The following is a 14,807-nucleotide window of genomic DNA, read 5'->3' as shown; positions in this document are numbered from 1 at the left end:
GGGCTCCTTAAGCATTCGGACCCGTAGCAACCGGCCGCTTCGGATCAGAACTCCATTCGCTCCACGATCCCGCATAGAGCGCCGCGCCATGCATGCCGGCGATCTCCATCGCGAGCGCGTTCACGCATGCCGTCACGCCCGAGCCGCATTGCAGCACGACGTGTTCCGGCGGCGTGTCGCCCAGCAACGCGTGGAATTCCTCACGCAGCGTGTGTGCCGGCTTGTAGCGGCCGTCGGCGGTGAGGTTGTCCTTGAAGAACCGGTTGAGCGCGCCAGGAATATGGCCGCCGACGCGATCCAGCGTTTCGTTTTCGCCGCGATATCGATCATTCGCGCGCGCATCGACCACGACGCGTTCTTTCGTGCCAAGATTGCGCTCGACGGTTTGCGCGTCGACGGTAACCGAAAGCGGCGCACTCGCTTTGAAGTCGCCGGTGTTTTGTGCCGGGGCGTCCTGCGTCAGCGGCATACCGGCGGCTTGCCAGGCTTGCAGGCCGCCGTCGAGCAGCGCCACCGCATCGTGGCCGAGCCAGCGCAGCAGCCACCATGCGCGCGCGGCGTACATGCCACCCTGTGCGTCATACGCGACCACCTGCTGACCCTGCTTGAGCCCTCGGGACTCCAGCGTCTCCACTAGCCGCGCGCGATCCGGCAACGGATGGCGGCCATTGTGGCCGTTCTTCGGCCCCGACAGATCGCGGTCGAGGTTCAGATAGTGCGCGCCCGGCAAATGCCCGGCCAGATAGGCTTTCTCGCCCGCCTCGGTATCCGCCAGATCGAAACGGCAATCGACGACGAACACACTGCCCGGTGCTGCGGCCAGCCGTTCCGCGAGGTTTGTCGCGGAGATGAGTGTGGTGTAGTGAGTGTGGGGCATGACGTCTCCAGTCCCATGCAAGATGGTTGCGGCGCTTACCCAGCGGCTTGAGGCCGTTAGCGAATGGCCGAACGATACTGATAGTCTAAACAAAAAAAGACGGGCCGAAGCCCGTCTTCCATGTTTTGATGCGGTTCGCGCCAGGATCGGCTCAAACACCGATGCATGCGGATCGCGCGCGAATCAGATCGCGCCGAGTTCACGCCGCAAGAACTCGTGGAAGTGCTGCATGCCATCTTCCATCGGGCTCTGATACGGGCCGACCTGCGATTCGCCGCGTTCCATCAGCGCGCGGCGGCCGGCGTCCATGCGCTCGGCGATCTCGTCGTCTTCGCGGGCCGTTTCCATATAGGCAGCGCGCTCGGCTTCGACAAACTCGCGTTCGAACAGCGCGATTTCCTCAGGGTAATAGAACTCCACCACATTGGTGGTCTTCTGCGGACCGCGCGGAATCAACCATGACACGACCAGCACGTGCGGGTACCACTCGATCATGATGCCGGGGTAGTACACCATCCAGATCGCGCCGAAATCGGGCGGATTGCCGCCGCGGAAGCGCAGCACCTCGTCGTGCCATTTACGGTACGTCGGGCTGCCAGGCTGCTCCAGATCCTTGTGGACGCCGACCGTCTGCACGCTGTACCACTCACCGAATTCCCACGTCAGATCGTCGCAATTGACGAAGCTGCCGAGGCCCGGATGGAACGGTGCGACGTGGTAGTCCTCCAGATAGACCTCGATGAAGGACTTCCAGTTGTAATTGCACTCGTGCACTTCGACGTGATCGAACATGAAGCCCGAAAAATCGAAGTGTTGTTTGGTGCCGAGGCGCGCCAGATCCCGCGCGACGTCGCGCCCCTGCGCTTCGAACAGCAGGCCTTGCCAGTTCTGCAGCGGTGTGGCGCCGAGATTCAGGCAGGGGTTGTCCGCAAAATGAGGTGCACCGAGGAGCTGGCCGTTCAGGTCGTACGTCCAGCGATGCAGGGGGCAGACGATGTTCTCTGCCTGGCCGCGACCGTTGAGCATGATGGCTTGCCGGTGGCGGCACACGTTCGACAGCAGTTCGACTTGCGACTGTTGGTTACGGACGAGCACACGCCCCTCGCTCTCGCTGGGCAAGGCAAAATAATTCCCCGCTTCGGGCACCATGAGATCGTGGCCGATGTAGCGAGGACCTTTCTTGAAAAGGGTGTCGATTTCGCGCGTTAGAAGCGCTTCGTCAAAGTAAGCCGTGACTGGCAGCTGGCTGTGGACAGACCGCAACTGCAATGCATTGCTCAGATTGGACATTCCCACTCCCGTGAAGACGTGAAAGCAGTGAACAACCCAACCATCGATAGATTCGATTTAGGGAGCCCGCGATTATACCCGATTCCCCTTCCTGGGGGCGCTTAAGTGCCTGATTTGGGTCAAAAATGTCAAGGAAGTTCACGGTTTTCGCCGCAGACCAATCGATTTTTTTCTGCGAGACTGAGGGGCGGGCGCGAAGGGCAAAGGCGGGGCGCGGGCTGGCGATGAGATCGGAAATGTCGCTTTTGCCGTAGAATGTCCGACTTGTTTTAATTTTGCGACTATTCATGGCGAAGACCGCGTCGAAAGATACTGCTGCCGCGCCTGCTGAAGGCGTCGATACCACGCCGTTGCCCGAGAATTACGAGGCCGCCCAGGCTGAGCTGGAAGGGTTGGTGGCGCGCATGGAAAGCGGCAATCTCAGCCTCGAGGAATCGCTCACCGCCTACCGGCGCGGTGCGGCGCTCGTCGCGTTTTGCCAGCAGCAGCTCGAGAAGGTCGAGCAACAGGTGCGCGTGCTCGATGGCGAGACGCTGAAGCCGCTGCCTATGAATAGCGCAGGCACAGCCGCTACTGAAAGCGGGGACGACCTATGACATTCGAACAATGGACACGCTCGGTACTCGAGCGCGTCGAATCGGCACTAGAACACTATCTGCCCACGGAAGCGACTGAGCCGGGCAAACTGCATGAAGCCATGCGCTACGCCGTGCTGGGCGGTGGCAAGCGGGTGCGCCCGCTGCTGTGCCACGCGGCCGGCGAACTGACCGGCGCGCGCGCCGAATGCCTGGACGCGGCCGCGGCGGCACTGGAAATGATCCACGTGTACTCGCTCGTGCACGACGATATGCCTTGCATGGACGACGACGCGCTGCGTCGCGGCAAGCCCACGGTACACGTCAAGTATGACGAAGCCACGGCACTGCTGGTCGGCGACGCGCTGCAAGCGCAGGCATTCGTCGCGTTGACGTCGGACGTGCTGGCGCCGTCGCAGCAGGCTGCGCTGGTGCGTGAACTGGCTTTGGCGAGCGGCTCGATCGGTATGTGCGGCGGCCAGGCTATTGATCTCGCGAGCGTCGGCCATACGCTGACGCGCCCGCAACTCGAAACCATGCACCGGATGAAAACCGGCGCCTTGTTGCGTGCCGCGGTGCGCATGGGCGCGCTGGCGGGCGAAACGCCGAACGCGGACGCCATGCGTTCGCTCGACGCGTATGCGGCCGCCGTAGGCCTCGCGTTTCAGGTCGTCGACGATATTCTCGACGTCACGACCGATTCCGCAACGCTTGGCAAGACTGCAGGTAAAGACGCGAAGGACGGTAAGCCGACCTACGTGTCGATTATTGGGCTAGATGCGTCGCGTGCGCTCGCAGCGCAACTGCGCAGCGACGCCCACGCTGCGATTGCGCCGTTTGGTGCGCGCGCGCAGCGTCTTGCCGAATTGGCCGACCTGGTGGTGAACCGGGTCAGCTGAACGCGAAAGCCCGCCGCCGCGCACCTTTGCTACGGGGTGCATGTATGAAGTGCGGGCGCGTAAGTTTTCCTACAATGGAACGACGATGTACGACTTGCTGAAAACTATCGACGACCCGGCAGCTTTGCGCCGCCTCGATCGCCGCCAATTGCAACCGCTTGCCGACGAGTTGCGTGCCTTCGTGCTCGACAGCGTATCGCAGACGGGCGGCCATCTTTCGTCCAACCTCGGCACGGTCGAGTTGACCATTGCTCTGCACTACGTGTTCGACACGCCGCGCGACCGGATCGTGTGGGATGTCGGCCATCAAACCTACCCGCACAAGATCCTGACGGGCCGCCGCGACAAGATGCACACGCTGCGTCAGCTCGGCGGCATCTCGGGCTTCCCGAAGCGCGACGAGTCGGAATACGACACTTTCGGCACCGCGCACTCCAGCACGTCGATCTCGGCCGCACTCGGCATGGCGGTCGCCAGCAAGCTGCAAGGCGAGAACCGCGTGGGCATCGCCGTGATCGGCGACGGCGCGATGACGGCCGGCATGGCCTTCGAGGCGATGAACAACGCCGGCGTCGAAGACGACGTGCCGCTGCTGGTCATCCTGAACGATAACGACATGTCGATTTCGCCGCCGGTCGGCGCGCTGAATCGCCATCTGGCGCGCCTGATGTCGGGCCGTTTCTACGCCGCCGCGCGTGCGGGCGTCGAACGTGTGCTGCGCGTCGCGCCGCCTATGCTCGATCTGGCCCGCAAGCTCGAAGAGCACGCGAAGGGCATGATCGTGCCGGCTACGCTGTTCGAAGAGTTCGGTTTCAACTACATCGGCCCGATCGACGGTCACGACCTCGATTCACTGATCCCGACGCTGCAGAACATCAAGGAACTGCGTGGTCCGCAATTCCTGCACGTGGTTACGAAGAAGGGCCAAGGCTACAAGCTGGCCGAAGCCGATCCGGTGCTGTACCACGGCCCGGGCAAGTTCAATCCGGCTGAGGGGATCAAGCCCGCCACCACGCCGTCGAAAAAGACGTACACGCAGGTGTTCGGCGAATGGCTGTGCGACGCGGCCGAGCTGGACGCGCGCGTGGTCGGCATTACGCCGGCCATGCGTGAAGGCTCGGGCATGGTCGAGTTCGAGAAGCGCTTCCCGGATCGTTACTTCGACGTCGGCATCGCCGAGCAGCACGCAGTGACGTTCGCCGGCGGCCTGGCTGCGGACGGCATGAAGCCGGTGGTCGCGATTTACTCGACGTTCCTGCAACGTGCTTATGATCAGTTGATCCACGACGTCGCACTGCAAAACCTGCCAGTGGTGTTCGCCATCGACCGCGCGGGTCTGGTCGGCGCGGACGGCGCCACGCACGCGGGCGCCTACGATCTGGCGTTCATGCGCTGCATCCCGAACATGACGGTGATGGCCGCATCGGACGAAAACGAATGCCGTCAGATGCTATACACGGCATTGCAGCAGCCGAACCCGACGGCAGTGCGCTATCCGCGCGGCGCCGGCACGGGCGTGGCAACGGTCAAGCAAATGACGGCGTTGCCGCTTGGCAAGGGCGAGATTCGTCGCGAAACGTCGCAACCGGCCGGCAAGCGGATTGCGATTCTTGCATTCGGCACGATGGTTGCACCGTCGCTTGCGGCTGCTGAGCAACTGGACGCCACGGTGGCGAACATGCGCTTCGTGAAGCCGCTGGACGCCGAACTGGTCCGTCAGCTGGCCGAAACGCACGACGCCATCGTCACGGTGGAAGAAGGCTGCGTGATGGGCGGCGCGGGATCGGCTTGCGTCGAAGCCCTGCTTGAGAGTGGGGTTATCCGGCCCGTACTACAATTGGGCCTTCCGGATCGCTTCATCGATCATGGGGATCCGGCCAAGTTGCTCGCCGCCTGCGGTCTGGACGCAGCGGGCATCGCCAAGTCGATTCGCGAACGCTTTCTTTCCAGCGGCGCGGTCGCTGGCCAATCCTCGGTGAAGCGCGTCGCTTAATTGCGGCACTTAACGGCGTCACTCAGTTGCCTCACTTAACTGCGTGGATTGGCTGAGTCGTTCAGCTGCACTGCCGTGCGCTACGCCGCGGCTATAGCGGCCATGGCAATCTTCAACTTGAGTCGATGGACCTTCGGGTCCATCATCCAACGCCGGCAGGGGCCGGCGTTTGCCGTTGCGCGATCTGACGCACGGCCGCTGAGCGCCCTCAAACGTGTCGCTTCGCGACACCCGCTGATGGGGCAATCCTTCCAATCCCTGAAGGGGACTCCCTTCGGTGCGGGGGACTTCCTGCAGAGCGGAAAACATGGGACGGCCCGGCGTCTCCTGAAAGGACAAGAATATGAACCAGATGAATCCCGCCTTTGTGATGCCCGACGTGCAGAGCACGCCCGATACGCGTCAGATTCCGATTCAACGAGTCGGCGTCAAGGCCGTGCGCCATCCGTTGACGGTGCGCACGCAAGGCGGCGAAGTGCAGCCGTCTGTCGGCACGTGGAATCTTGACGTGCATCTGCCCGCCGATCAGAAGGGCACTCACATGTCACGCTTCGTTGCGCTGCTTGAAGAAAACAAGGCGCCACTCGAGGCGGCCACGTTCCGCACCATGCTCGCCGCGATGCTGGAAAAGCTCGAGGCCGAGGCGGGCCGCATCGAAGTGTCGTTCCCGTACTTCGTGAATAAGACCGCGCCGGTGTCGGGCGTGCAAAGTCTGCTCGATTACGAAGTGACGTTGACGGGCGAGACCCGCAACGGCGCGACGCGTCTGTTCCTGAAGGTGCTGGTGCCGGTCACGAGCCTGTGCCCATGCTCGAAGAAGATTTCGCAGTACGGCGCGCACAACCAGCGTTCGCATGTCACGATCAACGCGGAGCTGGTGGGCGACGTGGCGGTGGAGGAACTGGTTCGTATCGCGGAAGAAGAAGCCTCGTGTGAACTGTGGGGCTTGCTCAAGCGTCCGGACGAGAAGTTCGTCACCGAACGTGCTTACGAGAATCCGAAGTTCGTGGAAGACCTGGTGCGAGATGTCGCGCAGCGTCTGAATGCGGACGAGCGCATCGTCGCTTATGTGCTCGAAGCTGAGAACTTCGAATCGATTCACAATCACAGCGCCTATGCGGTGATCGAGCGGGATAAGCGGATAGCGTGATTACGCTTTAGCTTCTTGCTTGCCGCAAATAGAAAAAGCCGCTTTCGAAGCGGCTTTTTTTGGGCGTTGCCATCGTCATCGTGTTGCCCGGTATGCGAAGGGCGCCGCGGGCTCAGCGTGCGAGGGACGTCAAATCCCAGCGCGGCTTCACGGTGAACGCGTAGTCTTTACCCGATTGATCGGGCCAGCGTTGCAATCGCAATGCGCCGGCCAACGCGATCATCGCGCCATTGTCCGTACACAGCGACAAATCCGGGTAGTGCACAAAGAAATTGCGCTTCTTCGCCGCGGCAGAAAGCGCTTCGCGCAGTTGCCGGTTCGCGCCGACGCCGCCTGCCACCACCAGCCGATTGAGCTTGGTCCGTTTGAGCGCGGCCAGCGATTTCGCCGCCAGCACTTCCACGGCTGCATCGACGAAACCGCGCGCCAGATCCGCTTTCGCCTGCTCGCAGATATTCGCGCCACCGAGTTTCTTCGCGTGCGTGAGGACAGCAGTCTTAAGCCCGCTGAAGCTGAAATCGAGGTCGCCGGAATGCAGCATGGGGCGCGGCAGGACCACTGCACCGGGCGTACCGAATTCTGCCATCCGCGACACTTCCGGGCCGCCCGGATAACCGAGGCCCAGCAGCTTGGCGGTTTTGTCGAAGGCTTCGCCGGCGGCGTCGTCCAGCGTTTCGCCGAGCGTCTCGTAGACGCCCACGTCCGTCACGCGCATCAACTGCGTATGGCCGCCCGACACCAGCAGCGCGACGAACGGAAATGGCGGCGGCTCGTCCACCAGCAGCGGCGACAGCAAATGCCCTTCGAGATGGTGAATGCCGATGGTCGGCTTGTCCCACGCCATTGCCAGCGAATTCGCCACGCTCGCGCCGACCAGCAGCGCGCCCGCGAGGCCAGGGCCTTGCGTATAGGCGATCGCGTCAATGTCGCTGCGCACCGTGCCGGCGCGTTCCATCACCTCTTCGAGCAGCGGCAGCGCGCGCCGAATATGGTCGCGCGATGCCAGTTCCGGCACCACGCCACCGTACTCCCGGTGCATCGCAATTTGCGAATGCAACGCGTGCGCGAGCAGGCCGCGCTCTGTGTCGTAGAGCGCGAGACCGGTTTCGTCGCAGGAGCTTTCGATGCCGAGAACGAGCATGATTGGGGGCTTTGAGTGGACGCGAGAGTGAAGCCAGCCCGGCGTCCAAAAGTGAAAAGGCAAGCCTGAAAGTATAGCAGCGCGGGCGGAGGGCCGCAGACGCGCGGGTACAATGCGGCCCCATGGAATCCTTCGATATCGCAGTGATCGGCGCGGGCGCGGCCGGCATGATGTGCGCGGCCGTGGCCGGACAACTCGGCCGCCGTGTGGTGCTGATCGACCACTCGCAGCGCCTCGCGGAGAAAATCCGTATTTCCGGTGGTGGCCGGTGCAACTTCACGAATCTGTACGCCGGACCGGCCAATTACCTGTCGGCCAATCCTCATTTTTGCCGCTCGGCGCTGGCGCGCTATACGCCGCGTGACTTCATGGCGCTGCTCAAGCGCCATCACGTGACGTGGCACGAGAAGCACAAGGGGCAGTTGTTCTGCGACCAGTCGAGCGACGCGGTCATCAACGTACTGAAGAGCGAATGCGACGCGGGCCGCATCGTGTGGCGCACGCCGCTCGCGGTCGAGCAGGTGCGGCATGACGCCGAAGGGCGTTTCATGCTGGACACCCACTCCGGCCCGATCACGGCCCGCGCGCTCGTGGTGGCGACCGGCGGCCTGTCGATCCCCAAAATCGGCGCCACCGATTTCGCCTACCGTCTCGCCAAGCAATTCGGTCATAAGCTGATCGACACCCGCCCCGCGCTGGTTCCGCTGACCTTTGATTCGGCCGATTGGGAGCCGTTTTCGGCGCTCTCCGGTGTGTCGCTCGAGGTCCAACTGGCGACTGGCAACAAGAAGGCCGGCTCCGAGTTCAACGAGGACCTGCTGCTCACGCACCGCGGCCTGTCGGGCCCGGGGGTTCTGCAGATTTCGAGCTACTGGCAGCCCGGCGAGCCGATTCACATCAATTTGCTGCCCGAGCAGGACGCCACCACCGCATTGCTGGAAGCCAAAACCGGCACGAAGCGCCAGATCGCGAATCTGCTTTCGGAATGGGTGCCACAACGGCTCGCCCACGTCTGGCTGGAAACCCATCAGATTCCCGCCGAAGCGCGCGTAGCCGATCTGCCGGACAAGACGCTGCGCCGCATCGGTGAGGCCCTGTCGCGCTGGACGCTCACCCCGAACGGCACCGAAGGCTACCGCAAGGCCGAAGTCACGCGCGGCGGTATCGATACGCGCGAGCTTTCGTCGGCGACGATGATGAGCGCCCGCACGCCGGGTTTGTACTTCATCGGCGAGGCGGTCGACGTCACTGGCTGGCTCGGCGGCTACAATTTCCAGTGGGCGTGGGCCTCCGGCGTGGCGGCCGGCCAGGCGGCCGCGGAGTACGTTCTAGGGGCTTGACGGCGCATTAGCTTTGTGAGAAAGCTCTGCTATACTCCTGAACCTTTACAAAGTTCCGTTATTGAAAAATGACGACCATCCTCGTAAAAGACAACGAGCCGTTTGAAGTTGCCATGCGCGGCTTCAAGCGCACGATGGAGAAAAACGGGCTGCTGACGGAACTTCGCGCCCGGGAGTTTTACGAAAAGCCTACGGCTGAGCGCAAGCGCAAGAAGGCGGCTGCGGTTAAGCGTCATTTCAAGCGTCTGCGTGGCCAGATGCTGCCAAAGAAGTTCTACTGATTCTGGCGTTGCCGCGGTTCCCGTCGAACGGAGCGGCGACATCCAACGGTGACGGCACAGCAGGTGCCATCGCGGAAAACACGGCCCTTCGGGCCAGCCGGCAGGGTCGCATCCACTACGCAAAATTGCGCCAACCCGCTTGAGGAAGCAGTCCCAAGCGGGCGTTTGTGTTGGATGCAGCGTATTGGTACGGTGCATGGGTACCGTAAGCGGCCGGTTTTTAAATTTTCAACGCATTCAGGTGAGTGATGAGCCTCAAGGACCAGATCAACGACGACATGAAAGCTGCCATGCGGGCGCGTGAGGCCGAGCGTCTCGGCACGATCCGCCTGCTGCTCGCCGCGGTCAAGCAACGTGAAGTCGACGAACGTGTCGTCCTTGACGACGCGGCGATCACTGCCGTCATCGACAAGATGATCAAGCAGCGCAAAGACTCGATCAGCCAGTTCGAAGCCGCCGGCCGCACGGATCTGGCCGACAAGGAAAAGGCCGAACTGGCCATCCTGTCCGCCTATATGCCGGCGCAGATGTCCGAAGCGGAGATCGTTGCCGAAGTTCAGGCCGCGGTCGCGCAAACCGGCGCTGCCGGCCCGCAGGACATGGGCAAGGTGATGGGCGTGCTCAAGCCGAAGCTGGCCGGCCGCGCCGACATGACCGCTGTCTCGGCGCAAGTCAAAGCCGCGCTCGCGAAGTAATTCCTGTATTTCCGGTCTGCGCGCGCCGTTGTTCGACGGCGCGCGCAGCCTTGAGCTTTTTAGGTAGCGTCATTCACTGTGATTCCACCGTCATTCCTGCAGGACCTGCTCAACCGCGTCGATATCGTCGACGTGGTCGGCCGGTACGTGCAGTTGAAAAAGGGCGGCGCGAACTTCATGGGGCTGTGCCCGTTTCACAACGAGAAGAGCCCTTCGTTTACGGTTAGTCCAACTAAGCAGTTCTATCACTGCTTCGGTTGCGGCGCGCACGGTACGGCCATTGGCTTCCTGATGGAGCACGTCGGCTCCACGTTTCCAGAGGCGGTCAACGAACTCGCGCAATCGGTCGGGTTGACCGTGCCGAACGAACCTTCGCCGGGATATGGCGGCGGTGGCGGCTCCGGCGGGTATTCGCCAGGTGCGTCCAAGGCGGTGACCACCGCGCTGTCCGATGTCATGCAGACCGCCTGCGATTTCTACCGCAAGCAGCTGCGCGGCGCGCCGGTCGCGATCCAGTATCTGAAGAAACGCGGCCTGACCGGCGAAATCGCCGCCCGTTTCGGCCTCGGCTATGCACCCGACGGCTGGCAGAACCTCGAGCCCGCGTTTCCCAACTATCGAGACGATTCACTGGTCGAGTCGGGTCTTGTGATCGTCAGCGAAAAGTCGGATGGGCAAGGTCAGAACCGCCGGTACGACCGCTTTCGCGAGCGGATCATGTTCCCGATACGCAATGTGAAAGGGCAGGTGATCGGCTTCGGCGGCCGCGTGCTGGACGGCGGCGAACCCAAATATTTGAATTCGCCGGAAACGCCTCTATTTAACAAAGGCAGCGAGCTGTACGGGCTGTTCGAGGCGCGTTTGGCGATTCGCGAACAGCATTATGTGCTGGTGGTCGAAGGCTACATGGACGTGGTTGCGCTGGCCCAATTGGGGTTCCAGAACGCGGTCGCCACGCTTGGCACGGCCTGCACGCCGATTCATGTGCAGAAACTGATGCGCCAGACCGATACGGTCATCTTCAGCTTCGACGGCGATTCGGCGGGGCGCCGCGCCGCGCGCCGGGCGCTGGACGCCTGCCTGCCGCATGCGGCGGACAATCGGACCATCCGGTTCCTGTTTTTGCCGTCCGAGCACGATCCGGACAGCTACGTGCGTGAATTCGGCACGGAAGCGTTCGCTGAGCAGGTCGAGCGCGCCATGCCGCTGTCGCAGTTCATGCTGAACGAGGTGCTGGCCGGCAAGGAGCTGGATCAGCCGGAAGGCCGCGCACGCGCGCTGTTCGACGCGAAGCCGCTGCTGCAGCAACTGCCAGCCAATGCTCTGCGCGCGCAGATCATGCATATGTTCGCCGACCGGCTCGACGTGCCGTTCGAAGAAGTCGCCGCTTTATGCGAAGTCGACGCCCGGATCGCGGCGGCCGCCCGATCGGCGCCGGCCCGCAAAGACCGGCGCAGTGTGACCGGGATCGAAGAAAAAACGCTGCGCAATCTGGTGATGTATCCGCGGACCGTGGCGGTGCTCGACGAGGAAGCCGAACAGGCGCTTCTGAGCGTCACGCGGCACGGCGAGCTGTTCGAAGAAGTGACGACGCATGCACGTGCACTGGGCGATTCGGCGGAGTTTCAGCTGCTGTCCGACCTATTGCGAAACGGCGCAAATGCCCCAACTTTCGAGGAAATCTTTCGCAAAATTCTAGACTATGATGAAAACGTCCGGGATTTGCTGCTGAAGGACCCGGAGGATGCGACCGTCATCGAGGAACGGCGCGAGCAGGAACGGATCGTCGGAGAGGAACTGAAAGCGGCGATTCTGAAGATGCGATACGACGCTTACTGCGATCGCCTCGAGCAGCTTTCGCGGCAATCCCGGCACACGCCGGAGGAGTTTGCGGAGCTGACGGGCCTCAACCAGAAGCGGGCTGAGATGAAGCGCCAGCTCGGGCTGTAAGCGAGATGGCAGAAACCTCGGTGCTATAATAAAAGGTTTCTAGCGGTTTGTTTTTTCAATGGTTTTCCTAGCAAAGGCGAAAAGGCGATTGCGATGGCAAAGACACCAGGCGGAAAAAAAGCAACGGGCACAGGTTCGAATGAGCCGACCAGAAAGGTCACCGAGGCCAAGTTAGCTTCTTCCCCCAGAAAAACGTCTGCCGCAAGCGTCACACCTGCTGCCGGGAAGAAATCCTCGACCACTTCCGCTGCGCGAGCGGAGCTGGTCAGGGCGGCGAAAGCTGTACCACCACCGGCCGCAAAACGGTCGGGTGTCAGAAGCGCAAGGGAAGCGCCTGCCGCGCAGGACGATGCGGTAGAGCGTGAGACTCCAGTATCCACGGTTCAACCGGCTGTTGTCCAACAGCCGCGAGTCGAGACTACAGCCGGTACGACGAACTCCATGACGAAAAAGCTGAACGAAACACCCGTCGATGACGAGGCAACCCAGACCGAAGAAACCCCTGCGGCCGTTCCCGGCAAGGTGGAAAAGGTCAAGGCTCGCGATCGTCGTGCAAAGGAAAAAGCACTGCTGAAGGACGCGTTTGCGTCGTCGCAGCCGGGCACCGTCGAGGAACTCGAAGAGCGCCGCGCCAAACTGCGCGCGTTGATCAAGCTCGGCAAGGAGCGCGGCTTCCTCACGTACGCGGAAATCAACGACCACCTCCCGGATAACTTCACCGAGACCGAGGCGATCGAAGGCATCATCAGCACGTTCAACGACATGGGCGTGGCTGTGTACGAGCAGGCGCCGGATGCTGAAACGCTGCTGTTGAACGACAACGCACCTGCTGCTTCGTCAGACGACGAAGTGGAAGAGGAAGCGGAAGTCGCGCTCTCCACCGTCGACTCCGAATTCGGCCGCACCACCGACCCGGTCCGCATGTACATGCGTGAAATGGGTACGGTCGAACTGCTTACGCGCGAAGGCGAAATCGAAATCGCGAAGCGGATCGAAGACGGCCTCAAACACATGGTGATGGCGATCTCCGCGTGCCCGACCACGATCGCCGACATTCTGGCGATGGCCGAGCGCGTCGCGAACGAGGAAATCCGCATCGACGAACTGGTCGACGGTCTGATCGACGCCAACGCGGAAGATGCAGACGGCTTCTCGGCGCAAGAAGCGGAAGCGATCGAAAGCGAAGACGAGGAAGCCGAGGAAGAGGAATCGGACGACGAGGAAGAAGACGACGGCGCGGCGCAAGCCACGGCCAACGCAGCGCAGATGGAAGCGCTCAAGCGTGCGTCCCTCGAGAAGTTCGCCATGATCAGCGAATGGTTCGACAAGATGCGTCGTGCGTTCGAGAAGGAAGGCTACAAGTCCAAGTCGTATCTGAAGGCGCAGGAAACGATCCAGAACGAGCTGATGACGATCCGGTTTACCGCGCGTACCGTCGAGCGTCTGTGCGACACGTTGCGTGCGCAAGTGGATGAAGTGCGTCAGGTCGAGCGTCAGATTCTGCATACGGTAGTCGACAAGTGCGGCATGCCGCGTGCGGAATTCATCGCGCGTTTCCCGGGCAGCGAAACGGATCTAGAGTGGGCCGATAAGATCGTCGGCGAAGGTCACGCGTATAGCGCGATCCTCACGCGTAACATTCCGGCTATTCGCGAACAGCAGCAACGTCTGCTGGACCTGCAGGCGCGCGTTGTGCTGCCGCTGAAGGACCTGAAGGAAACCAACCGCCAGATGGCGGCCGGCGAATTGAAGGCGCGTCAGGCAAAGCGTGAAATGACCGAGGCGAACTTGCGTCTCGTGATCTCGATCGCGAAGAAGTACACGAACCGTGGTCTGCAGTTCCTCGACCTGATTCAGGAAGGCAACATCGGCCTGATGAAGGCGGTGGACAAGTTCGAATATCGTCGCGGCTACAAGTTCTCCACGTATGCAACGTGGTGGATCCGTCAGGCCATTACGCGTTCGATCGCGGACCAGGCGCGTACGATCCGGATTCCGGTTCACATGATCGAAACGATCAACAAGATGAACCGCATCTCGCGTCAGATCTTGCAGGAAACCGGTCTCGAGCCGGATCCGGCAACGCTGGCCGAGAAGATGGAAATGCCGGAAGACAAGATCCGCAAGATCATGAAGATCGCGAAGGAGCCGATCTCGATGGAAACGCCGATCGGTGACGACGACGATTCGCACCTGGGTGATTTCATCGAAGATACGAACACGGTCGCGCCGGCCGACGCCGCACTGCACGCCAGCATGCGCGATGTCGTGAAGGACGTGCTCGACTCGCTGACGCCGCGCGAAGCGAAGGTGCTGCGCATGCGTTTCGGTATCGAAATGAGCACCGATCACACGCTCGAAGAAGTCGGCAAGCAGTTCGACGTGACGCGTGAGCGGATCCGTCAGATCGAGGCGAAGGCGTTGCGCAAACTGCGTCACCCGAGCCGTTCGGACAAGCTGAAGTCGTTCCTCGAAGGGAATTGATCGAAGCAGGCGGTCGCGGGAAATGATGTAGCGATTTGAGGGGGTCTTCCGGTTGTTTCGCTTAGGCGAGGCGGTTGCGAAGGCCCCTTTTTCGTGTAGTATGTCGGCCAATCAACGAATTGGCCCGGCCTT

General features: G+C 61.9%; 12 protein-coding genes. 9 read left to right on the top strand and 3 right to left on the bottom strand.

The features are described from left to right. Positions 1 to 7: 7 nt before the first annotated feature. Positions 8 to 877: a sulfurtransferase gene (locus PQQ86_RS37100; protein WP_408278774.1), complete on the bottom strand. Its 870-nt coding sequence runs from the start codon at positions 875 to 877 to the stop codon at positions 8 to 10. 183 nt (positions 878 to 1,060) lie between these two features. Continuing rightward, entirely contained in the window at positions 1,061 to 2,167 is a 1,107-nt protein-coding gene (locus PQQ86_RS37095; RefSeq protein ID WP_408278771.1) for an aromatic ring-hydroxylating oxygenase subunit alpha, read from the bottom strand. A 287-nt stretch (positions 2,168 to 2,454) separates the two neighbouring features. Here PQQ86_RS37095 and PQQ86_RS37090 point away from each other — a divergent pair, with 287 nt between their 5' ends. The 4 genes from PQQ86_RS37090 to folE2 all read left to right on the top strand — a co-directional run bounded on the left by PQQ86_RS37090 (position 2,455) and on the right by folE2 (position 6,784). Then, positions 2,455 to 2,763, top strand: coding sequence for an exodeoxyribonuclease VII small subunit (locus PQQ86_RS37090; protein ID WP_074288967.1), 309 nt, complete (start codon positions 2,455 to 2,457; stop codon positions 2,761 to 2,763). Further along, positions 2,760 to 3,641, top strand: coding sequence for a polyprenyl synthetase family protein (locus tag PQQ86_RS37085; protein WP_408278768.1), 882 nt, complete (start codon positions 2,760 to 2,762; stop codon positions 3,639 to 3,641). Before PQQ86_RS37090 ends, PQQ86_RS37085 begins: the two co-directional genes overlap by 4 nt. 85 nt (positions 3,642 to 3,726) lie before the next feature. Then, a complete protein-coding gene (dxs, locus tag PQQ86_RS37080; RefSeq protein ID WP_408278765.1) occupies positions 3,727 to 5,634 on the top strand; it encodes a 1-deoxy-D-xylulose-5-phosphate synthase in 1,908 nt (635 codons plus the stop codon). Between the two features lie 343 nt (positions 5,635 to 5,977). Then, positions 5,978 to 6,784, top strand: a complete 807-nt coding sequence (folE2, locus tag PQQ86_RS37075) for a GTP cyclohydrolase FolE2 (RefSeq protein WP_408278762.1) — start codon at positions 5,978 to 5,980, stop codon at positions 6,782 to 6,784. Between the two features lie 112 nt (positions 6,785 to 6,896). On the opposite strand, the gene tsaD is transcribed toward folE2, so the two are convergent. Next, positions 6,897 to 7,925: a tRNA (adenosine(37)-N6)-threonylcarbamoyltransferase complex transferase subunit TsaD gene (gene tsaD, locus PQQ86_RS37070; protein ID WP_097394777.1), complete on the bottom strand. Its 1,029-nt coding sequence runs from the start codon at positions 7,923 to 7,925 to the stop codon at positions 6,897 to 6,899. A gap of 122 nt (positions 7,926 to 8,047) precedes the next feature. Here tsaD and PQQ86_RS37065 point away from each other — a divergent pair, with 122 nt between their 5' ends. The 5 genes from PQQ86_RS37065 (at position 8,048) to rpoD (ending at position 14,675) form a co-directional block, all read left to right on the top strand. Further along, entirely contained in the window at positions 8,048 to 9,265 is a 1,218-nt protein-coding gene (locus PQQ86_RS37065) for a BaiN/RdsA family NAD(P)/FAD-dependent oxidoreductase (protein WP_408278759.1), read from the top strand. Positions 9,266 to 9,333: 68 nt separating this feature from the next. Further along, a complete protein-coding gene (gene rpsU, locus PQQ86_RS37060; RefSeq protein WP_408278756.1) occupies positions 9,334 to 9,546 on the top strand; it encodes a 30S ribosomal protein S21 in 213 nt (70 codons plus the stop codon). Between the two features lie 248 nt (positions 9,547 to 9,794). Then, a complete protein-coding gene (locus tag PQQ86_RS37055; protein WP_408278753.1) occupies positions 9,795 to 10,241 on the top strand; it encodes a GatB/YqeY domain-containing protein in 447 nt (148 codons plus the stop codon). A 78-nt stretch (positions 10,242 to 10,319) separates the two neighbouring features. After that, positions 10,320 to 12,191 (top strand): DNA primase, encoded by a 1,872-nt coding sequence (gene dnaG / locus PQQ86_RS37050; RefSeq protein WP_408278751.1) that lies wholly within the window; start codon positions 10,320 to 10,322, stop codon positions 12,189 to 12,191. Positions 12,192 to 12,284: 93 nt separating this feature from the next. Further along, positions 12,285 to 14,675: an RNA polymerase sigma factor RpoD gene (gene rpoD / locus PQQ86_RS37045; protein ID WP_408278748.1), complete on the top strand. Its 2,391-nt coding sequence runs from the start codon at positions 12,285 to 12,287 to the stop codon at positions 14,673 to 14,675. Positions 14,676 to 14,807 lie beyond the last annotated feature (132 nt).

Source organism: Paraburkholderia sediminicola, assembly GCF_046026675.1.
Classification (GTDB): domain Bacteria; phylum Pseudomonadota; class Gammaproteobacteria; order Burkholderiales; family Burkholderiaceae; genus Paraburkholderia; species Paraburkholderia sediminicola_F.
Note: the sequence above shows the minus strand (reverse complement) of the source record. Positions and strands in the feature narration are given on the sequence as shown.

Bases quoted from the DNA above. Each gene is read 5' to 3' on its own strand.
- PQQ86_RS37100 (WP_408278774.1), bottom strand. From the start codon at position 877: ATGCCCCACACTCACTACACCACACTCATCTCCGCGACAAACCTCGCG.
- PQQ86_RS37095 (WP_408278771.1), bottom strand. From the start codon at position 2,167: ATGTCCAATCTGAGCAATGCATTGCAGTTGCGGTCTGTCCACAGCCAG.
- PQQ86_RS37090 (WP_074288967.1), top strand. From the start codon at position 2,455: ATGGCGAAGACCGCGTCGAAAGATACTGCTGCCGCGCCTGCTGAAGGC.
- PQQ86_RS37085 (WP_408278768.1), top strand. From the start codon at position 2,760: ATGACATTCGAACAATGGACACGCTCGGTACTCGAGCGCGTCGAATCG.
- dxs (WP_408278765.1), top strand. From the start codon at position 3,727: ATGTACGACTTGCTGAAAACTATCGACGACCCGGCAGCTTTGCGCCGC.
- folE2 (WP_408278762.1), top strand. From the start codon at position 5,978: ATGAACCAGATGAATCCCGCCTTTGTGATGCCCGACGTGCAGAGCACG.
- tsaD (WP_097394777.1), bottom strand. From the start codon at position 7,925: ATGCTCGTTCTCGGCATCGAAAGCTCCTGCGACGAAACCGGTCTCGCG.
- PQQ86_RS37065 (WP_408278759.1), top strand. From the start codon at position 8,048: ATGGAATCCTTCGATATCGCAGTGATCGGCGCGGGCGCGGCCGGCATG.
- rpsU (WP_408278756.1), top strand. From the start codon at position 9,334: ATGACGACCATCCTCGTAAAAGACAACGAGCCGTTTGAAGTTGCCATG.
- PQQ86_RS37055 (WP_408278753.1), top strand. From the start codon at position 9,795: ATGAGCCTCAAGGACCAGATCAACGACGACATGAAAGCTGCCATGCGG.
- rpoD (WP_408278748.1), top strand. From the start codon at position 12,285: ATGGCAAAGACACCAGGCGGAAAAAAAGCAACGGGCACAGGTTCGAAT.